The sequence below is a fragment of the Lentzea sp. HUAS TT2 genome (assembly GCF_051853195.1).
In the GTDB taxonomy this organism is placed as follows: domain Bacteria; phylum Actinomycetota; class Actinomycetes; order Mycobacteriales; family Pseudonocardiaceae; genus Lentzea.
Genome location: NZ_CP196667.1, coordinates 4,222,475 through 4,247,066 on the forward strand (window position 1 = coordinate 4,222,475; position 24,592 = coordinate 4,247,066).

A 24,592-nucleotide genomic window follows, 5' to 3' on the forward strand; every position below is an offset into this window, starting at 1 on the left:
TCACCTAGCTGTCTCCTCACACCCGATCAGGGCTGGATCCAACAACACGGGCAGCCCCCGATTGCCGCCCAAGTTGGACACACTGACACGAAAATTCGCCTCGCATCAGCACCTTTCGTACGGAATCGAACTGTAGCCGATCGGAAGCGGAGCGTGATGTTATGAGAACAAATCTTGACTTAACAAGATTCAAGCGCTGGACTTCGCGATTATGCGAAGACGGGTAATGGCAACGTCGGCGTGCCTGCTCTTTCTCCTCTCTGCCTGTGGTGACGCAGGTCAGGGCTCTCCGACGCTGCCCACGCGCGGTCCCAAACCAATCGTCGGGGTAATCCTTCCCGACCGAACGACATCCGCGCGTTGGGAAGAACAGGACCGTCCTCTGCTCACGCAGGCGTTCAACTATGCGGACATCGAACCGTTCATGGAGAACGCCGAGGGCAACGAGGCGAAGTTCGCGCAGATCGCCGACGAGATGATCCGCCGCAAGGTGAAGGTCATGATGATCACGCCGCTCTCGGCCGCGGGTGGCCTGGCGGTCCAGAAGAAGGCGAAGGCCGCGGGTATCCCGGTCATCGACTACGACCGCGTCACCCTGGGTGGCCAGGCGGAGTACCACGTCGGCTTCGACAGCGTGAACGTCGGGCAGCTGCAGGCGGACGGCCTGCTGAGCTGCCTCGGCGAGAAACCCGGCGCCAACATCATCGAGATCGAGGGCGCCCCGACCGACCACAACGCCACGCTCTTCACCCAGGGCCAGAAGTCGAGGCTCGCGCCGAAGTACGACAGCGGCGCGCTCAAGCTGGTGAAGTCGCAGCCGGTGGACAACTGGGACAACGAGCTCGGCGGGCAGCTGTTCGAGCAGATCCTGACCGAGAACCAGAACAAGGTCGACGGCGTGGTCGCGGCCAACGACGGACTGGCGGGCGCGGTCATCGCCGTGCTCAAGAAGAAGAACATCAGGGTCCCGGTCACCGGCCAGGACGCCACTGTGGACGGTCTGCGGGCCGTGCTGAGCGGCGACCAGTGCGTCACCGTCTACAAGCCGGTGCGCGACGAGGCCGAGGCCGCGGCCAGGCTGGCGATCGCCGTCGCCCGCGGTGACCTGGAGGGTGCCGACGACCTCGCCACCGGCAACCTCCGCGACCCCGTCTCGCGGCGCGACATGAAGTCGGTGCTGCTCGGCGCGACGCTGATCAAGAAGGACACCGTCCGGACGCTCGTCACGGAGGGCATCGTCAAGCCGGCGGAACTGTGCGCCGGTGCCCTCGCGCAGGCGTGCGCCCAGCAGGACATCCTCGGAGGCTAGGAGACCGTCGTCACGGCCTGTCCTGATCGGGCAGGTCGTGACGTCCCGAGATGAACTCCTGCACGGCGATCTTCACCTTGATGATCGGCTGCCGGATCCTCGCCTCCCGGCGGTACGCGCGGGTCAGCTTGCGCGAGCCCTCCGGGTAACGCCAGCGCGCCCACGGTGAGCCCGGCCGCGCCAGCCGCACGGCGCCCACGGCCGGCACCACCGGCACGAGCAGGCCGAGCAGCCCCGTCCAGATCTTCCCCTTGAGCAGCGCCACGATCGCGAAGCACAGGTTCACCGAGATCGCGATCACCCTCAGCGTGAACGTGGACGCCGGCGTCGTCTCCGGGTTGAGCTGCAGCACCTCGTCGTAGCCGAACGGGCGGGCGCCGAGCAGGAACGTCCCGGTGAGACCGACGGCGAGGAACACGGCGTCCACGGACAGCCGACCTGCCTTCGTCCAGTACACGTCCCTCAGGTGCAGGATCAGCGCGAACTCGTCCAGCACCAGCGCCGCGCCCACCCCGAGCACGGCCGAGGAGGCGAGCCTGGCGCCGTGCAGGTCGTCCGGGATGACGAGGCTCGTGACGCTGGACAGGAGCAACAGCACGGTGCCGAACACGACGTGATGCACGTGCGTGTCGCCGTGCACGATGTTTCCCGGCCACCAGCGGACCTTCGCCCTGATCAGGCGCACGCTGATGCGGATGAACACGAATGTGGTCACCAAACCGATGAAGAAGAAGAGCAGTCGTTCGCTGCCGGTCAAGCCACGGCCCCCTGGGTCTTCGACCCTCCAGGTTACCGGCCTTCGCGCAGGTGCATGTTCTTCACGGTGCCGATCTGCAACAGGGTGCCGAGCACATCGCCCTCGGAGCGGTTCACGATGGTCCTGGGGCCCTCGTCGCGATCTTCCGCGGAGGCCTTGCGGAGGAGCTTTCCGGCGAGCGCGGCCAGGCCACCGGAGGCGACCGTGACCTTGATCGACACCGCCGTCTGCTCCGACACGAGCACCTCCGCGAACTCATTTGGCATCTCACGGTAGCAGCGAAATCGAGCGCTCGACTGAGGACGGGGAGGCGTGGTTGACTGTCTGCGGTCGTACGTTTCGTGTTCGTGGATCACCCCGCTCGCGGAACGAGGTTGCGAGCGAGCGGGTTCTCCAGGTTCCGGAGAAGACGCTGCCCGTGACTTGACCCGGTGGTCGCGAGCGCGATCCGGCACCTGTTAGAGGAGAAGTAGCAAGATGGCAGTACAGGGCACCGTCAAGTGGTTCAACGCGGAGAAGGGCTTCGGCTTCATCTCCCCTGACAACGGTGGCGCCGACGTGTTCGTCCACTACTCCGAGATCCAGATGAACGGCTACAAGGCTCTCGAGGAGAACCAGCGGGTCGAGTTCGAGATCGGTCAGGGCCAGAAGGGCCCGCAGGCCCAGGGCGTTCGCGCCGTCTGAGTCTGAACTGATCTGCATCTGAATCAAGACAAGCCGCCTGTCCACTATCGGACAAGCGGCTTTGTCGTGTCTTGTGCCCGCTTGATCGCGCTCAGTAGCGTCGCGGCATGGGGAGACTGTTCGTAGCGGCTGTGTTGCTCTTCGTGGCCGGGTGCGCCGGTGGCTCTGACGCCGTGCCGGGCGGGAGCAAGATCGACGCGCTGCTGGCCAAGGCGCCCGTCTACACAGGTCAGGTCACCCCTGGCTCGGCCGTCGACCGCATCAAGAAGCGCGGTGAGCTGCTCATCGGCGGCTCCCAGGACGCTCCTCTGCTGTCGCAGCTCGACCCGATCAGCGGCGAGCTCACGGGGTTCGACGCCTACCTGGGCAAGCTGCTCGCGCACTACGTCGTCGGCAAGCCCTCGACGGAGCTGCTGTCGGCCACCTCCGAGACCCGCGAACCGTTGCTGGCCAACGGCACCGTGGACGTGATCATCCAGACCTACACGATCACGCCCGCCCGTCAGGAGCGCGTGTCGTTCGCCGGTCCGTACTACCAGTCGGGGCAGTCGATCGCGGTGCGCAAGGGCACGTCCGGCATCGGCACACCCGCTGATCTGGCGGGCAAGACCGTCATCGTCGGCGCGAACACCCCCGGCGTGAAGGCGGTGCAGGACGCGGCGCCCACCGCGAAGATCCTGGAGTTCGGTTCCGATCCCGAGTGCCTGACGGCGCTCAAGCAGGGCCGCGGTGAGGCTTACGTGCAGGACCAGGCGATTCTCGTCGCCGACGCGTCCAAGGACAGCGAGCTGCAGCTCGTCGGCGAGCCGTTCACCGAGGACCCGTACGGCATCGGCATCAAGCACGGCGACGCGGAGTTCACGAAGTTCGTGAACGACTGGCTGCGCGAGATCGGCAAGTCGGGGCTGTGGCGGGAGGTCTGGAAGCAGACGATCGGCACCGTGGTGACCGGCGACGCGCCGGCGCCACCCGCGATCGCCTCATGAGCCTGGTCCTCGAAGGCTTTCTGAACACCGTTGCCCTGACCCTGCTGTCGTTCGCCGGCGCGTTGCTCGTCGGGTTGCTCGTGGCCGTCCTGCGGATCGTGCCGGTCCCGTTGCTGCGGGGCGTCGGTGCCGTCTACGTCGAGGTGTGGAGGAACATCCCGCTGCTCGCGTGGCTCGTGCTGTTCGTGTTCGGGCTGCCGGAGGTGGGCCTGAAGATGCCGCTGTTCTGGACGGCCTTCACGGCGATCTCCCTGTACGAGGCGGCTTTCGTGGCGGAGGCGCTGCGGTCGGGCGTGAACTCGGTGGCGTCCGGGCAGGGGGAGGCCGCGCGGGCACTGGGGCTGTCGCTGCGGCAGTCGTTGCGGCACGTGATCCTGCCCCAGGCCTCCAGGAACGTCGTGCAGCCGTTGGCGAACATCGCGATCGCGCTGACGATGGCCACGGCGCTGGCCGGTGCCGTCGGCGTGGTGGACATGACCCGTGCGGCGCAACGGATCAACCTGGAGCTCGCGCAGCCGTTGCTGGTCTTCACCGGCGTCGGGCTCTGTTATCTGGTGATGGCCGCGGGCATCGGGTTCGGGGCTCGGGTGCTGGAACGGCGGCTGGCCTGATGTTCGACGCTCCTGGCCCCCGCGCCCGCCGCCGGGTCCTCTGGGTCTCGGTGGTGTCCGCGCTGGTGATCCTCGGACTGGTGGCGCTGGGGTTGCGGCAGTTCGCGGCCGGCGGGCAGCTCGACCCTGTTCGGTGGAGGCCGTATCTGACCTGGCCCGTGTGGCGTTATCTGCTCGGGGGCCTGTGGTCGACGGTGGTGGCGGCGTGCGCGACGGGAGTGCTGGCGATGGCGGGTGGGTTGCTGCTCGCGCTGCGGCCCAACCGGTTCACCCGCGACTACGCCGAGGTCATGCGCACGGTTCCGGTGCTGCTGCTCGTATACGTGATGCTGTTCGTGCTGCCGTCGTTCGGGATCAACCTGCCGCTGTTCTGGAAACTCGTGGTGCCGCTGGCGTTGTCGCACGCGGCGTCCTACGCGGTGATCTTCCGGGCGGGCGTCTCGGCGGTCGATCCCGGTCAGCGCGAGGCAGGGCTGTCGCTCGGCATGCCGGACGGCGTGGTGACGCGGTTCGTGGTGCTGCCACAGGCCGTGCGGCACATGACGCCGTTGCTCGTGACCCAGGCTGTCAGTCTGTTGAAGGACACCTCGCTGGGATATGTCGTGTCCTACACGGAGTTGTTGTTCAACGGGCGGGTGCTCGCGAACTACAACGGTCTGCTGATCCAGACGTTCATCGTCGTCGCGTTCGTCTACCTCGTGGTCAACCTGGCGCTGTCCAGGCTGGCCCACCGGCTGGAGGCTTCCCGTGCCCGCACTGCTCGCTGAGGTGACCCGGTCGGGGTTCGTGGAGAGCCTGCACCACGGCAGCGTCGTCGGCCTGCTGCCGTCCGGTGCCGTGGGCGTGTCCGTCGGCGCGGTGGAGGACCCGGTGCTGCCGCGGTCGTGCATGAAGCCGTTCCAGGCGCTGGCGTGCCTGTCCGCGGGGGCGCCCCTCGCCGGGCCCGCGCTGGCGATCGCGGCAGGGTCGCACACGGGGGAGAACCGGCACGTCGAACTGGTGATGCAGCTGCTCGGCGGGTTGCCGGTGGGGTTGCTGCGCTGTCCTGCCTCCTGGCCGGAGGACGAGGAGACGCGCCGGCGCGTGACGGAGCCTTCTCGGGTGCGGATGAACTGCTCCGGCAAGCACGCGGCGATGCTCGCGGCGTGTGTGGCGGCTCGATGGCCGACGCAGACCTACCTGGAGCCGTCACATCCGTTGCAGCAGCTGGTGATGCGGACGGTGGAGGACCTGTCTGGCGAGTCCGTCGCGCACACGGCGATCGACGGCTGCGGCGCGCCTGTCTTCGGGTTGTCGTTGCACGGCCTGGCGCGCGCGATGCAGGGCCTGGTGCGCACGCCCGTCGCCGATGCCATGCGCGGGTTTCCCGAGTACGTCGGAGGAACCGGGCACGTGAACACCGTGGTCATGCAGCAGCTGCCGGGCGTGGTGGCCAAGGGCGGCGCGGAGGGCGTGCTGGTGCTGGCGACCTCGGCGGGCCACGCGGTCGCGGTGAAGGTCCTCGACGGCAATCCCCGCGCCACGACGGCGATCGGGCTCACGGCGCTGGCGGCGCTGGGGTTTGACGTGTCGCCCGCCAAGGAATCCCTGTCGGTACCGGTGCTCGGGGGTGGGCAGGTCGTCGGGGAGGTCCGCGTGGTGTTCTAGAACTTCTCGGGGACGTCGAGCATGCCGAGCTGGGCCATGACGGTGGCCGTGTCGCCGTAGACGCGCTCGCAGACGAGGACGTCCTTGTCGAAGAGGAAGAAGCCGACCATCCTGACCTTGAACGACCGTCCGGTAACTTCTTCACCGGTGAGACTGCCGAGGTGCGTGCCCTGCAGTTCGAACTCGAGGATGACGGCGTCGTCCGCGTGGTGGACGTCGATGACCTTGTTGCGCTGGTCGGGGAACGCCGCACGGGTGCGCTGCCAGTAGTCGCGAACCGCGTCCACGCCTTCGAAGACCTGGCCGGACGCCATGATCTCGTAGCGGGGGTGCGGAAACGTGTTCAGGGAGGTGTCGAAGTCGTGCTCGTTCTGCGACTCCATGTGCTCCAAGACGATCGCTTCACGCAGCGCTCTGAGCGCCTTGGACTCGGTCATGCCGGCTGACCCTCCTACGTACGCCGTACGTCGCAGGGAAGCTACTCCACGTCACATGGTCTCCGCCAGTGTCCTCGTCACGTGAACCGCTGACCCGCGCACGCATCGTGGATGCGGCCGTGAGGTTGATCGAATGCGAGGGCGTCGAGGCCGTCTCGATGCGGCGTCTCGCCGCCGAGCTGGGCGCGGGCACGATGTCGCTGTACAACCACGTGCCGAACAAGGCCGTGCTGGTCGATCTCGCGGCCGAGCGGATCATGGCCGAGGCGCAGCCGTACGCGGTGGACAGTGACGACTGGCGCGACCACATCCGGGCGCACGCCCGTGCGGTGCGGGCGCTGGCCCGCCGGCACCCCCGCGCGTTCGTGATGCTGGCGACGCGGCGGCTGAGCACCGAGGCGGGGTTCCGCACGATCGAGGCGGCGCTGATGAACTTCGACCGCGCGGGCTTCCGGGGCAAGGTCGCCGTCGGGATGATGCGCGCGATGGTGTCGTACCTGCTGGGCACGTTGATGAGGGAGGTCGCGACCTCGCCGGAGCTCGGCGGGATCGCGCTGTCCCCGTACGTCGAGGTCGACATGGCGGCGTTCCCGTTGTCCGCCGGGGTGCTCGACGAGCTGGGGACCTACGACCACGATCATGAGTTCGAGTTCGGGCTCGAACTCATGATCGCGGCCCTGGAGCGGTACCGGTCCGATTAGCAGGTGATCCTGAGGTCGGCCCAGTCGGCGTGGTCGTAGGACTTGCCGTTGCCGCCGTCCTTGACGACCAGCCTGGTGACCACGGCTCCGGAGACGTCGGCCTGCAGCGGCTTCGCGGCGTCGGTGCCGGTGACCGGGCCGCTGTCGTGGACCAGCCGGTCGTCGGCCCAGACCTCGTAGCTGACGAGGCTGAGCGGGTTGACCTTCCTGTCGTCGATGCCGATGGTCGCGGTGAGCTTCGTGCAGGCGCCACCCGTGTAGTACTCGACGTGGGCGGGGGCGTGCGTGCCGAGGCCCTTCGCGAAGACCTTGCCGCGCAGGGTGATCGGGCCGCCGTCACCTTGCTTGGCCTCGCCGTTGGTGGTGTCGGCCTCGACCGGGCCGTGGCCGTTCGCCGACCGCAACCACTTGAGGTCGCTGACGAAGAGCTCGCCCTTCGGTGCCGCGCCGGGTACCAGTGCCTCGGTGGAGTACTGCCTGGTCACCGGGTTGTTCTCGTGCGGGCTGTGGAAGGAGAAGCTCGCGGTGACGGGGAACCGGCCTGCCTGGACGTCCTGCGGCACGGTGACCTGCCAGGTGGTCCGGAAGCTCTTCTCGCCGTGCAGGACCGCCTTGAAGCTGGTCGTCGTGGCCTTCGCGGACCAGCCCAGGGGGACCTGGAGAGCGGCCTGGACCAGGGCGACCGGCAGGCGGCCGGCGTTGGTGACCGACGTCGTGTAGGTGACCGTCTTTCCTGGCTGGACGATCGGAAGTGCGCCCGGGTACAGGACTTCGCCGTCCGCGGCCGTGGTGATCGCGGGCGGGTACCGGTACCAGTCGGTGGCCTTGCTGACGCGGAACATCGCCGAGCCGTGCGGCGGGAGTGCGGCGCTGATCGCGTTCGCGGTGTGCGTGGTGGTCTTGGCCCAGAGGTCGCGGACCCGGTAGCCGGATGCCTGGTCCAGGCCCAGTTCCGTTGCCGTGACGGACATCGTGGCCGCGCTGTCGTTCTCGTTGAAGAGGAGGACGGCCTTGTCGCCGTTGCTGAGCGGCTTGACGAGGACGTGGTTGCCGCCTTCGTTGCGGATCACCTTGCCCTGCACCCCGAGCCTGTCCTGGTTGACGGCGATGACCTCGCGGTTCTCCAGGATCTCGAACGTCTCGGGGCTGACCTTGCGCAGGTCCGCGCCGATCAGCAGCGGTGCGGCCATGATCGACCAGAGGCTGAAGTGGCTGCGGTACTCGAGGTCCGTCATGCCGCCGTTGCCGACCTCCAGCATGTCCGGGTCGTTCCAGTGGCCGGGGCCCGCGAAGTCGGCGAGCTCCATGTTGCGCTTGGCGATCGACACCATGGAGTTCCAGTTGTCACTGATGTCCCCGGTGGTGCGCCACAGGTGGCCGACGTCCTTCGCCCACTCCCACGGCTTGTTCTGGCCCCACTCGCAGAGGCTGAACACGATCTTCCGCCCGGTGGCGTTCAGGGCGTCGCGCATCCTGGTGTAGCGGAGTTTCGCGTCGACGCCCTGGTTGTTGCAGTTGTCGTACTTGAGGTAGTCGACGCCCCAGTTCGCGAACAGCCGCGCGTCCTGCACCTCGTGGTCGAGGCCGCCCGGGAAACCGCCTTCCTTGTTGCAGGTCTTGGTTCCCGCGCTCGTGTAGATCCCGAACTTGAGACCCTTGGCGTGCACGTAGTCCGCGACAGCCTTGATGCCGTTGGGGAATCTCGTCGGATGGGGGACCAGGTCGCCGTTCGCGTCGCGTTCGGGGAGGGCCCAGCAGTCGTCGATGTTGACGTACTCGTAGCCCGCGTCCTTCAGGCCCTTGGTCACGAAGATGTCGGCGATGCCCTTGACCATGTCTTCGTTGAAGTCGTTGCGGCAGTGCGTGCTGTTCCAGTTGTTGAAGCCCATCGGCGGTGTCAGCGCGAGGTCTGGCTTCTGCGCGTGAGCCTGGGGCGTGACGAGGGTGCCTGCGGCGATCAGGCTGGCGACTGCGGCTGTGCGCCATCTGCGGAGATCCACTTTGCGCGCGCTCCAATCTGCGGAGTGCGGCGGCAGAGCTTCATGTAAACGTTTGTGTAACGCACCCGTCAAGGGGGCGGAACCTGTCGGCTCCGCCCCCTCGCGTCTCGTTCGGTGCCTACGGGCGCATCTCGTACTTGCCGGACAGCGCCTCGACCTGCTGCCAGACGGCGTCGAACCGGGCCTGGTCGACGTGCGGCTTGCGGATCTGGCCGATCGCCCACTGCTGCTGGGCCTCGGTGCTGCTCGCCTTGCCGTGCAGGGCGGTCGCGTAGCCGGCGAAGTCGCGGACCAGGACGTCGAAGATCTGGTCGAGCACGTTCTGGTCGGTGTTCGTGATCTTCGCCTGCTCCAGGACCAGCTGGCCGTAGACGACCAGGGTGAAGAGATGGCCGAGGTTGAGCAGGAAGTCGAGGTCCTTCTGCTGGGCCTCGTCCGGCGCGGCCTGGGTGAGCAGCGCCTTGATGGCGTTGGCCTGCTCGTGGAACAGCGCCACGTTGGGCAGGTGGGCGTGCTCGGTGTAGATCGGCTCCCAGTCGTGGAACTGGATCTTGCCGAGCCCGCGCGCGGGGCCCTGGTGCCAGAAGAAGTCGTCGTCCGTCGCGTCGTGGCGGGTCGGGACCTCGTCGTAGGCCTTGGGGTTGAAGAGGTAGTTCGGCATGAACTTGAGCACCAGGGCCAGGTTCACGTGCACGGTGCCCTCGAGCTTGGGCAGCGCGCGGATGTCGGCCGTGGCGCGGGTGAAGTAGGTGTCCTTCTCGAAACCCTTGGCCGCGATGACGTCCCAGAGCAGGTCGATGACGTTCTCGCCCTCGCTCGTGACCTTCATCTTGGTGATGGGGTTGAAGAGGAGGTAGCGGCGGTCGTTCTCGCCGGCGGACCTGAAGTAGTCGACGCTGCGGTCCGCGAAGAGCTTCATCGCGGTGAGGCGCGCGTAGGCGTCCACGAAGTTCTGGCGCACGTGCGGGAAGTCCGTGACCGGGTTGCCGTAGAGGATCCGGTTGTGGGCGTGGGTGATCGCCTCGTAGAAGGAGTGCTCGCAGATGCCGATGCTGGCCGTGCAGAGGTTGAACTTGCCGACGTTCACGGTGTTGAGCGCGGCGCTGAAGGCGTCGGGGCCGCGGTGTAGGACGTCGGCGTCGGTGAGCGGGTAGTCCTCGAGGCGGAACTCGCTCACGAACATCTGGCTGTCCACGACGTTCTTGACGAGGTGGAAGTTCTCGTGCTGGCTGTCGACGGCGAAGAAGAGGTACTCGTCGTCGATCTTGCCGAACACGCTGACCATGCCGGCGACGTTGCCGTTGCCGATGTAGTACTTGCTGCCGTTGGCGCGGTAACCGTCGTCGGTCTTCGTGACGATCATGTCGGTGCTGTAGACGTCGGCGCCGTGTTCCTTCTCGGAGAGGCCGAACGCGAAGACCGCGCCGCTGTCGAGGAGGGCCGCCGCCTTCTGCTTGGCCTCCTCGTTGCCGCTCATCCAGATGGGGCCGAGCCCGAGGACCGTGACCTGCCAGGCGTACCAGTACTGCAGGCCGTAGAAGCCGAGCACCTCGCTGAACGCGGCGTTGCGGGCGGCGTCCCAGCGCTTGGTGCCGTCTACCGAACTCGGCGTGCAGAAGGTGGCGAAGAGCTTCTCCTGCTTCACGAAGTCGAGGAACTCGGTGTACCAGACCTTGTCCTGCGCGTCCGCGATGAGCTGCCGCTTGCCGCGGGCCTCGAACCAGTCGACGGTCGCCTTGAGCAGGCGGCGTGTCTCGTCGTCGAGATGGGCGGGGTCGTAGTGGTTCGGGTCGAGCAGCACTGGCGCCTCCTTGCGTCTCCTGTTTCGGACGCTACCAGTGAGTAACTTGTGGGTCTACGTGGGGTTTCCCTCCTCCTCAGAAATTGTCGGACCCCCGGCGTAACGTGCTCCGCATCACATCTCCCGACTTAGGAGGCGGCGTTGCGATGACGGTGGTCGTGGCGATCGGTACGCGCAAGGGGCTGTGGCTCGCCCGCAGTGAGGACCGTGTCTCGTGGCAGGTCGACGGACCGCACCACGCGATGCAGGAGGTGTACGCGGTCGCGTTCGACCCGCGCTCCGGCCTGCGCCTGATGGCCGGCGTGTCGTCGCCGCACTTCGGCCCCGGCGTGTCCATCTCGGACGACCTGGGCGCCACCTGGGAGGAGTCCTCCACGCCACCGATCTCGTTCCCGGTGGACGACGCGGCCCTGGAGCGCGTCTGGCAGCTGCAGCCCGCACCGGCCTCGCAGCCGGGCGTCGTCTGGGCGGGCACCCAGCCCTCGGCGCTGTTCAAGTCGACCGACGGCGGCCGCTCGTTCGAGTTCGTCGAGGGCCTCTGGAACCACCCGCACCGCCCGGAGTGGGAGGCGGGCTTCGGCGGCCAGGCCGTCCACACGATCGTGCCCGACCCGGTCGACCCGGACCGGATGCTGGTGGCGATGTCCACCGGCGGCGTCTACCGCACCGCGGACGGCGGCAAGTCCTGGGAGGCCCGCAACAAGGGCATCAAGGCGTACTTCTTCCCGGACCCGTGGCCGGAGTTCGGCCAATGCGTCCACAAGGTCGCGCAACACCCCGCGCTGACTTCACGTTTTTACGCCCAGAACCACCACGGCGTGTACCGCAGCGACGACGGAGGCGACACCTGGCAGTCCATCGCCGACGGCCTCCCCACCGACTTCGGCTTCACGATGGTCGTCCACCCCCACGACCCGGACACGATCTTCACCTTCCCGATCGAGGCGGACGGCCGCCGCTTCCCACCAGAGGGCAAGTGCCGCGTCTACCGCTCCCGCGACGCAGGCGCCACCTGGCAACCGCTGTCCGCAGGCCTCCCCGACAGCTTCTGGTCCGCCGTGATGCGCGACGCCATGTGCACCGACGACGCTCCGACCCCAGGCGTCTACTTCGGCTCCCGCTCAGGCGAGGTCTACGCCAGCCCGGACGAGGGCGAGACCTGGCACCGCGTGGCCGCCCACCTCCCGGACGTGATGTCGGTCCGAGCAGCGGTGGTCCCGACGTGAAGGTCACGGTCCTGATCCCAGGCGTCCTGCGCACGGCCACCGACGGCGCCGCCCACCTGGACGTGGAAGTGCCGGACCCAGCCACCCTGGGCGCGGCCCTCGACGTCCTCGCGGACACCTACCCTGGCCTCGACCGCCGCCTGCGCGACGAACGCGCGACCCTCCGCCGCTACGTGAACTTCTACGTCAACGGCGAGGAGTGCCGCCGCCTCGCCGGCCCGGACACGCCACTCCCGGCAGGCGCCGAGATCCAGATCCTGCCGTCGGTGGCGGGAGGCTGATCTCAGGCAGTAGACAGCTGATGGCTGACGACGGGTAGTTGATGGCGAGCGGCGGGGCGGGCCGCACTCCCGCTTGCGGTCAACTGCCGCCCTCGTCTGGCCACCTTGCTGTGCTGCCGCTGGCAGTGCCGCTGTTGGTCGGCGTTGGCGGCCAACCAGCACCTCAGCGGGTCCGCGCGGCAGTGGTGAGCGCAGGGCGAGCCGCCACTACCCGGCGACCGGGCTCGGCTGGATCAGCAGGAGCGACTTGCCGAGGGTGGCGCGTTCCTCGAGCGACCGGTGAGCCTTCTCGGCCTCCTCCAACGGGAACGTCGCGCCGATCACCGGGCGGATCCGGCCCTGCGCGGCGAGCGCGAGTGCGTCGGTGAGGAGTTCGCGCACGGTCGCCGGATCGGGCGGGCCGGCTGCGAGCACGTTGTCCACCTGTACCTGGCGCTGGTCCGCTACCTGCTGGTCGATGTCGGCGAACCCGTCCGAGGTGCCGTAGGTGACGAAGCGGCCGCCGGTGGCCACCGTCTCGAACACCGCTTGGCCCAGCGGGCCTCCCGCGCCGTCGAAGGCCAGGCTGACGCCGCCCGTTGCCTCGCGGACCTCGTGTTGCCAGCCGGCGCGGGAGTAGTCGACGGCCAGGGTCGCGCCCAGGTCGCGGCTCAGTGCCAGCTTGCGGTCGCCTCTGGCCGCGGCGACCACTCGGGCGCCGGCGTCGCGCAGCAGTTGGACCAGCAGGGAGCCGGCGCCGCCGGTGGCGGCTGCCACCAGGACCCAGTCGTCTTTTTCCACCTTCACGCGGCGGGCGAGGTTCAGGGCGGTCACGCCGTCGTGGACCAGTGCCGCTGCCTCTGCCGAGCTCAGGCCGTCCGGGACCGGGACGATCTCGTCGGCCGCGAAAACCATCTGTTCCGCGTAGCCGCCGGCGCCGCGGGCCGTCACGTGTTCGCCCAGCCAGGCCGGGTCCACGCCTTCGCCGACTGAGAGCACGTGGCCCGCGCCGCCTCCGCCTGGCACGTAAGGCGGGGTCAGCGGGAAGTACTCGCCGCCCCAGCCTCGGCGCAGCAGCGTGTCCAGGAAGATCACGTCGGAGGCTGCCAGGCCGACCACCACTTGTCCCGGGGCGGCTGCCGGCTCTGGGATCTCCTCCGGCCGGAGCGCCTCCGGGCCACCGAACTCGTGCACGCGGACGGCACGCATCACAACCACATCCCCCACTCGAACAACCTGGCTGTGGCCCACCGTAAGAGCTCTAGCTTGGTGGAGATCAAGGGTTGTTTCGGGACGGGGGGAGCGGTGCTCTAGCAGGAGGCGAAGTCGTCCAGGAGTGCTGAGGCGACCTCCACGTCCGGGCTGAGCTGGCGGTCGGACATGTCCGGGTTGAGCTTGGACTCCGCTGCCTCGAAGGCGGTGCGCAGTGACGGGGTCCGGGGTGTGATGCCGCGCAGTCGCAGAGCGCGGACGGCGGCCACCACCTCACAGGCGAGCACCAGGCGGAACGCGGTCAGCGAGCGCAGTGCCTGGGAGGCGGACTGGAAGGCGAAGCTCGAGTTCTCCTCCTGGCCGCGGGAGACGACGGCGTTGCCGATGCTCGCCGGCTCGGCGAGGGTGCGGACCTCGGCCAGGGCGGAGTTGGCGCTGTACTCGAGGATCATCACGCCCGAGCTGCCGGGCACGCCCTCCGCCAGGAACGGGCGCAGGCCCGTGAAGCTCGGTTCGACCAGCGTCGCGAGGCGGGCGGTCGAGATGTGGCCGGTGTGCAGCATCGACAGGCGCAGGCGGTCGAGGGCCTGGCCGAGGTACGCGCTGTGGAAGGCGCCGTGGTGGTACGCGGCGTCGTCGTCCGGGCCGAAGTGGTCGGCGACGATCAGCGGGTTCTCGGCGGCGGCGTTGAACTCCACGTCCAGGACGCGGGCCAGGTCGGTGGCGGCGTCGACGGCCGGGCCGTGGATCTGCGGGAAGCAGCGGTAGCCGAACGGGTCCTGGATGCGTGCCGGTGGGCGCGGCGGGTCGCCGATCAGGCGGCGCATCTCGGCGGCCACCGCCACCTGACCTGGATGTGGGCGGCCGAGGTGGACGCGTTCGTCGTAGGCCTCGACGGCTCCGTCGACCGCGAGGAACGAGAGCGCGGCGACCACGTGGGTGGCTTTCAGGAGCTGGTGCGCGTCCTGCCAGGCCAGGCCCGCCATGCCGATGGTGAGGGCGTTGCTGCTGATCAACGCCAGCGCGTCGCCAGAGTCGAGCTCGATCGGGTCCGGGGTCTGCGTGGAGCCGAGCCAGTAGCGCTCGCCGAGCAGGGTCAGGCCGGTCTCGGCGAGTGCGGTGAGGTCGCCCGTGCCGATGGCACCGTACTCGTGGACGCCGGGGTAGCAGCTGCTGTTCAGAGCGGCGAGCAGCGCGTCGGCCACGGCTCTGCGCACGCCGGCGCCGCCCGCGAGGAGCTGGTTGAGGCGCACGACCATCATGGCGCGCACCTGTTCCTCGGGGAGCATGCCGCCGAGTCCGCCCGCGTGGCTGCGCAGCAGGCGCAGACCGTGCTCGGCCCATCCCTCCGTGCTGACGATCTGGTCGCGGTTCGCGCCCACACCTGTCGTGCGGCCGTAGACCTGTCGTCGCACCACTAGCCGCTGGCTGGCGCCCCACGATGCTTCGAGGCGTGCGACGCCGTCGGCGTGCAGGGTCACGGGGGAGTGATACCGCGCGACGCGCACCACGTCGTCGGCGCTGAGTGAGCGACCGTCCAGCACGACAGGGGAGTCTTCGACCATGGCGCCAATGTGAGCACATAGGGTTCGGACGTGCTCGTACTGCATGGCCTGTGCACGACCGACGGCGTCCTGGCGCTGTGGGCCGAAGACTCCGGGCTGCCCGCACGCAGTGAGAGCGGGCGACGGGACGCACCGCACCCGTTCGCGGCGTCGGCCGAGTCGCTGGCCGCCGCGCTCGGGCTGGAACCGCTCAAAACGACCACGCGGACGCTGTTGCTGCCGTCGTTCTCGTCAGGGCCGATGGCCTCTCCTGAGCTGGTCCGCGACCCGTTGACGGCGGGACGGGCGCCACGCGGCAAGGTGCAGCTGCGGCAGTGGGGTGTCCCCACGATCAGGCTTGACGGCACCCCTGACCTGGGTGCGGAGACGCGGATGAGCGCTTCGGCGCGGTTCGTGTTCGACGTGGCCGGGTTCGCCGCCGACCTGGTCGACCGCGGCCGCGTGCTGCCCTCGGTCGCGCCGGAGCGGGCCGTCGCGCGGTGGGTGCCGGTGCTGTCGGGTACGGACTCGGCGCGGTTCGCGGCGCTGCAGGCTGCGATGCCGCCCGCCTGCCGTTGCGAGGAGATCGCGAGCGACCCGGCCGAGCTCGTGCGCGCGGCCCTCACCACCGCGGTCGACGAACAGGTGCGCAGCCGCTTGAACGGCGCGGCGCTCGCCCCGGCACGACGTGGCCGCGCGACGACGGCCGAGTCGTGGCTCGACGCGCTCACCGGCGAGCCCGCGTTCGACGCGGACCCGGTCGAGCTCTACGAACTGCGCGAGCACCTGGACCGCTGGCGGGACAGCGCGGGCAACGAGAGCCCCGTGCGCACCTGCTTCCGGCTGCGCTCGCCGGAGCAGCGCGACGACGAGGAGTGGGCCGTCGAGTTCCTGCTGCAGGCCGTCGACGAGCCGAGTGTTCTCGTGCCGGCACAACAGGTCTGGTTCGCCGACGACGGCGTGCTGCGGCGCTGGATCCCGGCACCGCAGGAGCACCTGCTGGCCGACCTCGGCCGCGCGAGCAAGCTGCACCCCGACCTGGACGAGGCGTTGCGCGGCTCGCACCCCGCCGAGATGGAGGTCGACGCGGAGGGCGCCTACCGGTTCCTGACCGCGGCGCCCGTGCTGGCGCAGGCGGGCTTCGGCGTACTGCTGCCGTCGTGGTGGCAGCAGACGACGAAGCTGGGCCTGAAGCTCACGGCGAAGAGCCGCGGCACGGCCGGCACCGTCGCCAAGGAGAGCGAGATCGGCTTGAAGTCCATCGTGGACTACAAGTGGGAGCTCGCCCTGGGTGAGGACACGCTGACCGACGCCGAGCTAGCCGAGCTGGCCAGGGCGAAGGTGCCGCTGGTCAAGGTGCGCGGCCAGTGGGTGCAGGTCGACCAGAAGCGGCTCGCCGCCGGGCTCGCGTTCCTCAAGCGCGGCGGTGGGCAGATGACCGCGGCCGAGGTGATGCTCCACAGTGGACTCACCGAGGAGGACGAGAGCCTCCCGCTCCCGCTGATGTCGGTGGACGCCGACGGCTGGCTCGGGGACCTGCTGTCCGGCAAGGCCGACGAGCAGATCGAACCCGTTGAACCACCGGCGAACTTCCTCGCGCAGCTGCGTCCGTACCAGCAGCGCGGCCTGGCGTGGCTCGCGTTCCTCGACAAGATCGGCCTGGGCGCGTGCCTGGCCGACGACATGGGCCTCGGCAAGACCGTTCAGCTGCTGGCACTGGAGGCGTTGAACCGCTCGCACGGCAAGAGGCCGCCCACGCTGCTGATCTGCCCGATGTCGGTCGTCGGCAACTGGCAACGCGAGGCAGCGCGGTTCACCCCGGAACTCTCGGTGCACGTGCACCACGGCGCGGACCGCCTCGACGGCGACGCGCTGCGGGAAGCCGTGGAGAGCCACGACCTGATCCTGACCACCTACGCGCTGGCCGCCCGCGACGCCGACGCGTTGGGCGACCTCACCTTCGACCGCGTCGTGCTCGACGAGGCGCAGAACATCAAGAACAGCGCGACCCGCCAGTCCCAGGCCGTGCGCCGGCTCAAGGCACGGCACCGCGTCGCGCTGACCGGCACGCCCGTCGAGAACCGCCTGGCGGAGCTCTGGTCGATCATGGACTTCGCCAACCCCGGCGTGCTCGGCACGGTCAACACGTTCCGCGCCCGGTTCGCCGTTCCGGTGGAGCGCCACAACGACCAGGACGCCGCCGCCCGCCTGCGCAAGATCACGAACCCGTTCGTGCTGCGCCGCGTGAAGACCGACCCGCGCATCATCAGCGACCTGCCGGACAAGGTCGAGATGCGCCAGCTCTGCAACCTCACCACCGAGCAGGCCTCGCTCTACCAGGCCGTCGTCAACGACATGCTGGAGCGGATCGAGGAGGCGGAGGAAGGCATCGGCCGCAAGGGCCTGGTGCTCGCGACCATGTCGAAGCTCAAGCAGGTCTGCAACCACCCCGCCCACTTCCTCGGCGACGGCTCACGCGTCGCCGGCCGCTCCGGCAAGCTCGCGCGCCTGGAGGAGGTGCTGGAGGAAGTGCTCGCCGAGGGCGACAAGGCGTTGTGCTTCACGCAGTTCACCGAGTTCGGCAGCATGCTCGTGCCCTACCTGGCCGCGCGCTTCGACACCGAGGTGATGTTCCTGCACGGCGGCACGAACAAGGCGTCCCGCGACCGCATGGTCGAACGCTTCCAGGACCGCAAGGGGCCGTCGCTGTTCCTGTTGTCGCTCAAGGCAGGCGGTACCGGCCTCAACCTCACCGCGGCCAACCACGTGATCCACCTGGACCGCTGGTGGAACCCGGCGGTCGAGGACCAGGCGACCGACCGCGCGTTCCGGATCGGCCAGAAACGCAACGTGCAGGTGCGCAAGTTCGTCTGCATCGGCACGCTGGAGGAACGCATCGACGCCATGATCGAGGAGAAGCGCGCCCTGGCCCAGCTGGTGGTCGGCGCCGGCGAGAACTGGCTCACCGACCTGTCCACCGCACAGCTGCGGGACCTGCTGACGTTGTCCGGGGAGGCCATCGGTGAGTGAGCACTGGTCGGGCGAACGTCCCCGCTACGGCAAGACCATCAAGGTGGACAACGGTCTCAAGGCGCAGAGCAAGCGCGGCGACATCGGCGCTACCTGGTGGTCACGCCGGTTCATCGAGGTGCTGGAGTCGTTCGGCATGGGAGGGAGGCTGACCCGCGGGCGCAACTACGCGCGTCAGGGCCAGGTTCTGTCGTTGTCGCTGTCCACGAGCATGGTCATCGCCCTGGTGCAGGGCTCGCGACCCACGCCGTACAAGACGCGGATCGCGATCAAGTCGTTCACCGGCCAGGAATGGCAGCGCATCGAGCACGCACTGGCCGGCAAGGCCCTGTACGCGGCCAAACTGCTGGCCGGCGAGATGCCCGCGGACATCGAGACGCTGTTCGCCTCGCTCGGGCTGCGGCTCTTCCCCGCGACGCAGCGCGAGCTGACGATGGACTGCAGCTGCCCGGACTGGGAGGTGCCGTGCAAGCACCTCGCCGCCACCTGTTACCTGCTGGCCGAGTCGTTCGACAAGGATCCGTTCGAGATCCTCGCCTGGCGTGGCCGCGGCCGTGAGGACCTGCTCGACCGGCTCCGCGCCCTGCGCGGCACGGTGCGGTCCACCGTGGTCCGCGAGGAGGCGCCGCCCCTCACGAGGTGCCTGGACACGTTCTGGCAGCGGCAGACCACGTCGAACCTCCACTTCGGCGACCCCACGGCCGTGGTGCGCACGGACGCGGTGCTCGACCAGCTCGACGGCGTGCCGATCACCGTCGGCAAGTCGTCACTGGCAGACCTGCTGCGCCCGGCCTACCTGTCGCTGAAGCCCACTGACTAGGTCAGATCCGGCCGAGGCGCAGGAACACCGACTCGCCAGGCGCATCGTCCAGACCGTCGTTGTCCACCACGCCGACCAGCCGCTGGAACGGCCCGCTGCCGACCACGGCGAGACCCTCCGGCTTGTCGTGCGTGGCGGCGCCGTCCGCCTGGAGTACCGGAACGAGGTCCGAGGCGAGCTTCTTGGACACCAACGGCTTCTCGGCGCCCGCGGGCACCGGCGTCACACCGCCGATGTCGACCCGGTAGACCTTCTTCGTCCTGGCCGCCTCACCGCGCTGGTTGTCGCGTTCCAGGATCAGCAGCGTGCGGTCGTTCAGCGCGGTGACCTCCGACAGGCCGATCCACGCACCCGCCTGCGGTGCGTCGAGCGGGTAGGCGGCGAACGCCCACTCGCCGGTCGCTGGCGTGAACCGCGCCAGCGTGGCCTGGCCGGGCTTGTCGGCCTTCCACTCGCGCTGCACGGCGAGCCACACCTGCTCCGACCTGCCGCCGCCGATCACGGTGACGCCCTCGAACCCGTTGCCGGTAGCGGTCTTCGCGACCGCCTCGGGCAGCGGGATCTCCTTGACCACGGCGCCGTTCGCGGCCACTTCCAGGAGCAGGTTCGGCTTCTGCTTGCCGTCGCCCTCCACTGCGATCCAGTAGCCACCTCCCTTGCGTGCGGCAACACCTTCGCCGTCGTAGCCGACCGGCTTGCCGTCCTTGGTCAGCGTCAGTTCCTCGCGGACCTTCGCGGGCGCCGCCACCGTGTCGATGGTCAGGATCCGGGTCGGGTCGTAGGCGGCGTCCGTCACGGCCACGACATCGCGGTGGTTGCCCGGGATGCCGGAAAGCCCTGACAGGGCACCGAACCCGATGCCGTCCGACACGATCGACGGCGTGCCCTGGTTGTGCGCCAGCGACAACGCCAGCGGCTTGCGCGTGAGGCGGTACCCGCTGAGCGACGAGCGGACGCCGTCACCCGCCGAGTCCTCCTCCGCGGCGACCACGAGCGTGCCGGTCGCCGGAATCGGCAGCAGACCCTCGGGCCCCACACCGGTCGGCAGCGCCTGCAGGAAGCGCGGCTTGCGCGGGTTGTTCACGTCGTACACCGCGACGAGGTTGGCGCGTTCCAGGCCGACGAACGCGTACCTGTCACGACCGAACGTGGCGACGGCCAGACCTTCCGGCTCGACTCCCTTGTTGTCCGACCTCCCGTCCGGGTACTGGCCCTGCTCGATGGCGATCCGCTGGAGTTCGCTGCCGGAGGAGAACACGACCTCGCCGCTGTCGGCGTCGAAGATCGTCCAGGTGCGCGAGCCGCCGAGGTAGTCGCCCTCGTCGGCGGTGCCGAGCGTGCGGTCGTCCAGCCACGCGACCGCGTCCGGCTCACGGGCGGCGGTGATGGTCTCGGTCGGCGAGATCTTCCCGTCGTCCGCGGTGTCGACGCCCTTGACCGTGGCCGTGCCCGCCGAGAAGTGCTTGACGATCCTGCCCGAGCGCAGGTCCACGATCGCGATGTGGTTGTTCTCCTGCAACGTCACCGCGACCTGGTCGCGCCCGTTGATGCTGACGTACTCCGGCTCCGGGTCGGTCGGCGCGACCTGCGCGATCCCGGTCAGCTCGACCTTGCGCAGCTGCCACGCCGCCGGCCCGCGCCCGACCAGGTCGACGATGGTGAGATACCCCGCAGGCGCCTGCGGGATCGCGCCTTCGTTCACGTCCTCGTCGCGCTCGTTCTCGATCGCGATGGCCGCGTACCGGCCGTCCTTGGAGATGTCGATCGAGTCCGGCTGCCCGCCCAGCTCGTGCGTGGCGACGACCGCGCGCTTGCCGAGGTCCACGACCACCAGCACACCCGACGGCTCGGCGTGCGACTTCGAGGTGTTGACCGCGACCAGGGCGAGCCCGCCGATGATGTCGACGGACGTCGGCTCACCGGGCATCGCCAGCACACCGTCCGGCGTGAGCTTCCGCCCCGCCTTGGCGAACCCGATCCGGCGCGCGGGCGAGTCGGTGTAGACGACCAGCCTGCCGTCCGCGGTGGCGGCCGCGATCTCGGCGGCCGTGTGCTCGGCGGCAGAGCTGTTCCGGAACACCGGCATCGTGTCGAAGCGCTGGAACCGCGACGACACCGACGCCTCGGCGGGCGCGGCGGAGACGAGCAACACCAAGGCCACCAGGCCTGTGCACAACCGGACCACTGGTCCTCCTCAACAGCTCGGAGGCGCGCATTGTGGCCGATCGAGTGGTACGCCGGATGAACGTCCGCTGATCGTCCGGGGTGGTTCTGGTTCAGGCCGGACGGCAGTGGCCGGGGACCTCCTTTCCAGGCCGGCCGCACTGGGGGATGTGGCCGGCCTGAGACGTTTCGGTGGGGGAATGTCGAGAAGGTTCGTGGGGTGGGGGAGGCGCGGATGCGCAGAAGGGCTGGGAGGTCGTTGCCCGGCAACGGGCATGGTGTGCCGGGGCCGCGGGATCCGTTGGGGCGCTGGGGCTCCGGCACGTTCGGGTGCGGGAGGGCAGCGCAGACTCGGATCGCGGGCAGCAACCGGGAACGGCGGCTGTTCGCCGTGGTCGGTGAGGCGCCGGAGCCCGTTGGACGCCGTGCGGTCCGGGCGCGGTGGCTTGTGGGCGCGCGGAGGGCTGGGCTGCTCGGGCTGCGGCGCGTGAGGTGAGCGGGCGGGCGGGGCCGCCCGAGCCCTGGGGTCAGCGGGGGATCTTCGGCCTGGAGCGGTTGGCCAGCACGGTCACGCCGGCGCCGGCGAGGCCTACCTGCAGAGCCAGTTCGATCCAGTCGATTCCCGGGGTGTTGGCCACGCCCAGGACGGTGGCGGCCGCGGTGCCCAGCAGGGCGGCGGCGATGCCTACGAGGATGGTCGCGAGCAGCGACACGTGTTGCCTGCCCGGGACCACCAGACGGCCCAGACCGCCGATGATGGCGCCGAAGAGCAGCGCGGTGAACAAGCCGCCGATTTCCACTGTTGCCCCCTGAGACTCTGGTACCTGCTACTCCAGGGTCCGCCGGGCGTGGGCGGCACGAATCAGGTCTTTCCCTGAGAGGTCCCTGACTTTCCCCCTAGCAGGACTGCGGCCGCCTCGGAGAGCTCGCGGCCCGGCACGTCCGGATCGCAGCCCACCCTCGCCAGGCGGGCGCGGATCGCGGTGGGGGAGCGCTGCATGTCGTCGGCCAGGGACCTGATCAGGTTCGGGGTCCCCGGCGCGGAGGGACTGAGCCAGACGGTGCGCAGCTCGGTGTCGAGGGACTCGGTCCAGGGCTGGTTGGCGTTCGCGTGGCGGGACGGGCGGCTGCGCAGCCGCGTGTGGGCGCTCAGGACGCGGGCGAGGAGCTTGCCGATCGTGGTGCCGCCCTCGACCGGCAGGCGGAGGCGGCCGTCCGCGACCACCTCGCCGGAGTCGAGCGACCCCAGCAGGTCGAGCACCATCGACTCATCGGAGTCGGTCGTCGCGCTCAGCCGGTAGTTGACCTCGCCGAGCTTGATCTCGTTGTGGAAGGTGGATGTCATGGGGTCGACGTTAGGGAGGGGGTCTGACGGTTTTCGGCTGGGACGGCCCGGGGATGCCTTGGTGGACCGGGGGTTCACTCGAAGGGGTGGGAGATCAGCCCGAGGTCACTGACCGTCGACTGCTTCCGATGTCCGCGCGGTCCGCCGCCGCACGCCCCGCGCCCCACCCCGCGGCCGAACGCACCGTCACGCGTGAGGTGCGCGTCCGCGTGAACATCTCCTCGAACAACGTGTCCACGGCCACCTTGCGATCGGCCAGCACCGGCAGCAGCAGCTCGTCCGAGACGATCGGGTCGTCCTCCGGGGCCGGCGCCGCGGCCATGGCCTCCAGCCGCTCCCCGATCCGCGCCGCGTACGCCACCAGGAACGACTTCCGGAACGGCCGCGAGCGCGCCTCGCTACCCTTCCCGGCCCGACCACCGACCGCCACCATCGCCCGTGTCGCCTGCACGAGCAGAGACGTCGACAGCAGCTCCACGCTCTCCAAGTCCACCTCGTCGCCCACGAGCGCGATGAACCCGAACCCGTCGTAGGCCACCGCACGCGACCGGAACGCCTCCGACACCACGTGCACGAGCTGCGCCTTCTCCTTGAAGTAGCTCTTGTCGAGCCACATGCGCCGCGACGTCGCCTGCGCGGGCAGGTCCGCGTCGAGCATGGCCCGCTCCAGCGCGTGCCGGTTCATCAGCTCCTGCGCCTTGGCCGACAGCGCTTCCGCCTCCTCGGGGAACGCCGTCGACTCGGCCTTCGCGAGCAGCCCGCGCACCCGGTTGAGCACCTTCGGGTCGAGCCCCGCGCGCACGGCCGACATCAGCACGTCCCCCGGCAACGGCAGGATCTGCGGCAACGACGGCATCCGCCCGAGGAACTTCAAGAGTTCGGCGGCCGTGCGGTTCGCATAGGCCTGCGTCTCGATGTGACGTGTGGCCCACGCCTCCAGGAGTGGCCCCTCCCACCACACCGAGGCGCCGATCTCCTCGAGCTGACTCTGCCACCGCGGATGCACCGTCGTCGGCGCATGCGGCGAACAGGACAAAGCGATCACGTCCACCACGAGAGAGGCGGCAGACTCATCGAGCGAACGCGCCACCATCTCGCGCACGTCGTACGGCAGCCATCCGCGCTGCCAGAGCGCGTCGACCGCTTTCACCAGTTCCACGCCATGCAGTATGAGACGTCCGCCATGTGCGAAGGTCGGGGACCACCTGGTAGACACGGGATGTGATCGAGCTCCAGTTCCGCGGCCGGACCGTCGTCCGCGACCACGCGCTGGTGATGGCGATCATCAACCGCACCCCGGACTCGTTCTACGACAAGGGCGCCACCTACGCCGAGGACGTGGCCATGGAGGCCGTGCACCGCGTCGTGGACGAGGGCGCGGACATCGTGGACATCGGCGGTGTGAAGGCCGGCCCAGGCGATCTGGTCGACTCCGGCGAGGAGGTGCGCCGCGTCGTGCCGTTCATCGCCCGCGTGCGTGCCGCCTACCCGGACCTGATCATCAGTAGCGACACGTGGCGAGCGGACGTCGGCCGGCTCGTCTGCGAGGCCGGTGCCGACCTGCTCAACGACACGTGGGCGGGCGCGGACCCGCAGCTGGCCGAGGTCGCCGCGGAGTACGGCGCCGGCTACGTCTGCTCGCACACGGGCGGTGCGCGGCCCCGCACGCGTCCGCATAGGGTTAGTTACCCGAACCTCGTCGCGGACGTCATCGCGGAGACGACGGCGCGTGCGGAGAGGGTGGTCGCGCTCGGTGTGCCTCGCAAGAGCGTGCTGATCGACCCCACACACGACTTCGGCAAGAACACATGGCACAGCCTCGCGCTGGTGCGGCACACGGACGAGCTGGTGGCGACCGGGTGGCCCGTGCTGATGGCTCTGTCCAACAAGGACTTCGTCGGGGAGACCCTCGGCGTGGAACTGCACGAGCGCGTCGAGGGCACCCTCGTCGCGACTGTGATCGCGGCGTTGGCGGGCGCCGCGGTCTTTCGCGCGCACGAGGTGGCGCGCACCAGACGAGTACTCGAGTCCGTCGCTCGACTCTGAGCTGGAGGTAACA

General features: G+C 69.2%; 24 protein-coding genes. 13 read left to right on the plus strand and 11 right to left on the minus strand.

What is annotated here, in order from left to right:
- The first annotated feature begins 226 nt into the window (after positions 1 to 226).
- Entirely contained in the window at positions 227 to 1,309 is a 1,083-nt protein-coding gene (locus ACSHWB_RS21255; protein WP_439663740.1) for a sugar ABC transporter substrate-binding protein, read from the plus strand.
- Positions 1,310 to 1,319: 10 nt separating this feature from the next.
- On the opposite strand, the gene ACSHWB_RS21260 is transcribed toward ACSHWB_RS21255, so the two are convergent.
- Both ACSHWB_RS21260 and ACSHWB_RS21265 read right to left on the minus strand, forming a co-directional pair.
- Positions 1,320 to 2,024 carry a hypothetical protein gene (locus tag ACSHWB_RS21260; RefSeq protein ID WP_439663741.1) on the minus strand — a complete coding sequence of 235 codons (705 nt, stop codon included), beginning with the start codon at positions 2,022 to 2,024 and terminating at the stop codon, positions 1,320 to 1,322.
- Positions 2,025 to 2,098: 74 nt separating this feature from the next.
- Positions 2,099 to 2,332, minus strand: a complete 234-nt coding sequence (locus ACSHWB_RS21265; RefSeq protein ID WP_439663742.1) for a hypothetical protein — start codon at positions 2,330 to 2,332, stop codon at positions 2,099 to 2,101.
- 211 nt (positions 2,333 to 2,543) lie between these two features.
- On the opposite strand from ACSHWB_RS21265, the gene ACSHWB_RS21270 reads away from it, so the two are divergent.
- From ACSHWB_RS21270 to ACSHWB_RS21290, 5 genes are all read left to right on the plus strand, one after another.
- A complete protein-coding gene (locus ACSHWB_RS21270) occupies positions 2,544 to 2,750 on the plus strand; it encodes a cold-shock protein (protein ID WP_030468404.1) in 207 nt (68 codons plus the stop codon).
- 107 nt (positions 2,751 to 2,857) lie between these two features.
- Positions 2,858 to 3,736, plus strand: a complete 879-nt coding sequence (locus tag ACSHWB_RS21275; RefSeq protein ID WP_439663743.1) for a glutamate ABC transporter substrate-binding protein — start codon at positions 2,858 to 2,860, stop codon at positions 3,734 to 3,736.
- Positions 3,733 to 4,347, plus strand: a complete 615-nt coding sequence (locus ACSHWB_RS21280; protein WP_439663744.1) for an amino acid ABC transporter permease — start codon at positions 3,733 to 3,735, stop codon at positions 4,345 to 4,347. Before ACSHWB_RS21275 ends, ACSHWB_RS21280 begins: the two co-directional genes overlap by 4 nt.
- Positions 4,347 to 5,114, plus strand: coding sequence for an amino acid ABC transporter permease (locus tag ACSHWB_RS21285; protein ID WP_439663745.1), 768 nt, complete (start codon positions 4,347 to 4,349; stop codon positions 5,112 to 5,114). Before ACSHWB_RS21280 ends, ACSHWB_RS21285 begins: the two co-directional genes overlap by 1 nt.
- On the plus strand, positions 5,095 to 5,994 hold the full coding sequence (locus tag ACSHWB_RS21290) for an asparaginase (protein WP_439663746.1): 900 nt from the start codon (positions 5,095 to 5,097) through the stop codon (positions 5,992 to 5,994). Before ACSHWB_RS21285 ends, ACSHWB_RS21290 begins: the two co-directional genes overlap by 20 nt.
- Here the strand turns inward: ACSHWB_RS21290 and ACSHWB_RS21295 are convergent.
- Positions 5,991 to 6,431, minus strand: coding sequence for an ester cyclase (locus ACSHWB_RS21295; RefSeq protein WP_439663747.1), 441 nt, complete (start codon positions 6,429 to 6,431; stop codon positions 5,991 to 5,993). The genes ACSHWB_RS21290 and ACSHWB_RS21295 overlap by 4 nt on opposite strands.
- A gap of 107 nt (positions 6,432 to 6,538) precedes the next feature.
- Between ACSHWB_RS21295 and ACSHWB_RS21300 the strand changes: the two genes are divergently transcribed.
- Complete coding sequence (locus ACSHWB_RS21300; RefSeq protein WP_439664645.1) at positions 6,539 to 7,132, plus strand: TetR/AcrR family transcriptional regulator C-terminal domain-containing protein; 594 nt, start codon at positions 6,539 to 6,541, stop codon at positions 7,130 to 7,132.
- Here ACSHWB_RS21300 and ACSHWB_RS21305 read toward each other — a convergent pair.
- Together ACSHWB_RS21305 and ACSHWB_RS21310 are read right to left on the minus strand one after the other, a co-directional pair.
- A complete protein-coding gene (locus ACSHWB_RS21305) occupies positions 7,129 to 9,132 on the minus strand; it encodes an NPCBM/NEW2 domain-containing protein (RefSeq protein ID WP_439663748.1) in 2,004 nt (667 codons plus the stop codon). The two genes, ACSHWB_RS21300 and ACSHWB_RS21305, sit on opposite strands and share 4 nt — an antisense overlap.
- 118 nt (positions 9,133 to 9,250) lie before the next feature.
- On the minus strand, positions 9,251 to 10,933 hold the full coding sequence (locus tag ACSHWB_RS21310) for an acyl-CoA dehydrogenase (RefSeq protein WP_439663749.1): 1,683 nt from the start codon (positions 10,931 to 10,933) through the stop codon (positions 9,251 to 9,253).
- A 146-nt stretch (positions 10,934 to 11,079) separates the two neighbouring features.
- Here ACSHWB_RS21310 and ACSHWB_RS21315 point away from each other — a divergent pair, with 146 nt between their 5' ends.
- A complete protein-coding gene (locus ACSHWB_RS21315) occupies positions 11,080 to 12,159 on the plus strand; it encodes a WD40/YVTN/BNR-like repeat-containing protein (protein ID WP_439663750.1) in 1,080 nt (359 codons plus the stop codon).
- Positions 12,156 to 12,440 (plus strand): MoaD/ThiS family protein, encoded by a 285-nt coding sequence (locus tag ACSHWB_RS21320; protein ID WP_439663751.1) that lies wholly within the window; start codon positions 12,156 to 12,158, stop codon positions 12,438 to 12,440. Before ACSHWB_RS21315 ends, ACSHWB_RS21320 begins: the two co-directional genes overlap by 4 nt.
- 207 nt (positions 12,441 to 12,647) lie before the next feature.
- Here the strand turns inward: ACSHWB_RS21320 and ACSHWB_RS21325 are convergent, their stop codons facing one another.
- Both ACSHWB_RS21325 and ACSHWB_RS21330 read right to left on the minus strand, forming a co-directional pair.
- On the minus strand, positions 12,648 to 13,646 hold the full coding sequence (locus ACSHWB_RS21325) for a zinc-binding dehydrogenase (protein ID WP_439663752.1): 999 nt from the start codon (positions 13,644 to 13,646) through the stop codon (positions 12,648 to 12,650).
- An 83-nt stretch (positions 13,647 to 13,729) separates the two neighbouring features.
- Positions 13,730 to 15,196, minus strand: a complete 1,467-nt coding sequence (locus ACSHWB_RS21330) for an aromatic amino acid ammonia-lyase (RefSeq protein ID WP_439663753.1) — start codon at positions 15,194 to 15,196, stop codon at positions 13,730 to 13,732.
- A 30-nt stretch (positions 15,197 to 15,226) separates the two neighbouring features.
- On the opposite strand from ACSHWB_RS21330, the gene ACSHWB_RS21335 reads away from it, so the two are divergent.
- Together ACSHWB_RS21335 and ACSHWB_RS21340 are read left to right on the plus strand one after the other, a co-directional pair.
- Positions 15,227 to 18,205: a DEAD/DEAH box helicase gene (locus ACSHWB_RS21335; RefSeq protein ID WP_439663754.1), complete on the plus strand. Its 2,979-nt coding sequence runs from the start codon at positions 15,227 to 15,229 to the stop codon at positions 18,203 to 18,205.
- Entirely contained in the window at positions 18,198 to 19,025 is an 828-nt protein-coding gene (locus ACSHWB_RS21340) for an SWIM zinc finger family protein (RefSeq protein WP_439663755.1), read from the plus strand. The genes ACSHWB_RS21335 and ACSHWB_RS21340 overlap by 8 nt, the downstream gene beginning before the upstream one ends.
- A gap of 1 nt (position 19,026) precedes the next feature.
- Here the strand turns inward: ACSHWB_RS21340 and ACSHWB_RS21345 are convergent, their stop codons facing one another.
- On the minus strand, positions 19,027 to 21,210 hold the full coding sequence (locus ACSHWB_RS21345) for an esterase-like activity of phytase family protein (protein ID WP_439663756.1): 2,184 nt from the start codon (positions 21,208 to 21,210) through the stop codon (positions 19,027 to 19,029).
- A gap of 213 nt (positions 21,211 to 21,423) precedes the next feature.
- On the opposite strand from ACSHWB_RS21345, the gene ACSHWB_RS21350 reads away from it, so the two are divergent.
- The gene (locus tag ACSHWB_RS21350; protein WP_439663757.1) at positions 21,424 to 21,684 is read left to right on the plus strand and encodes a hypothetical protein; all 261 of its coding nucleotides are present in this window, start codon (positions 21,424 to 21,426) and stop codon (positions 21,682 to 21,684) included.
- 31 nt (positions 21,685 to 21,715) lie between these two features.
- Here the strand turns inward: ACSHWB_RS21350 and ACSHWB_RS21355 are convergent, their stop codons facing one another.
- The 3 genes from ACSHWB_RS21355 to ACSHWB_RS21365 form a co-directional block, all read right to left on the minus strand.
- On the minus strand, positions 21,716 to 21,988 hold the full coding sequence (locus tag ACSHWB_RS21355) for a GlsB/YeaQ/YmgE family stress response membrane protein (RefSeq protein WP_439663758.1): 273 nt from the start codon (positions 21,986 to 21,988) through the stop codon (positions 21,716 to 21,718).
- A gap of 62 nt (positions 21,989 to 22,050) precedes the next feature.
- The gene (locus ACSHWB_RS21360; protein WP_439663759.1) at positions 22,051 to 22,533 is read right to left on the minus strand and encodes a hypothetical protein; all 483 of its coding nucleotides are present in this window, start codon (positions 22,531 to 22,533) and stop codon (positions 22,051 to 22,053) included.
- A 94-nt stretch (positions 22,534 to 22,627) separates the two neighbouring features.
- Positions 22,628 to 23,692, minus strand: a complete 1,065-nt coding sequence (locus ACSHWB_RS21365) for a DUF2786 domain-containing protein (RefSeq protein ID WP_439663760.1) — start codon at positions 23,690 to 23,692, stop codon at positions 22,628 to 22,630.
- A gap of 62 nt (positions 23,693 to 23,754) precedes the next feature.
- Here ACSHWB_RS21365 and folP point away from each other — a divergent pair, with 62 nt between their 5' ends.
- On the plus strand, positions 23,755 to 24,579 hold the full coding sequence (folP, locus tag ACSHWB_RS21370) for a dihydropteroate synthase (protein WP_439663761.1): 825 nt from the start codon (positions 23,755 to 23,757) through the stop codon (positions 24,577 to 24,579).
- Positions 24,580 to 24,592 lie beyond the last annotated feature (13 nt).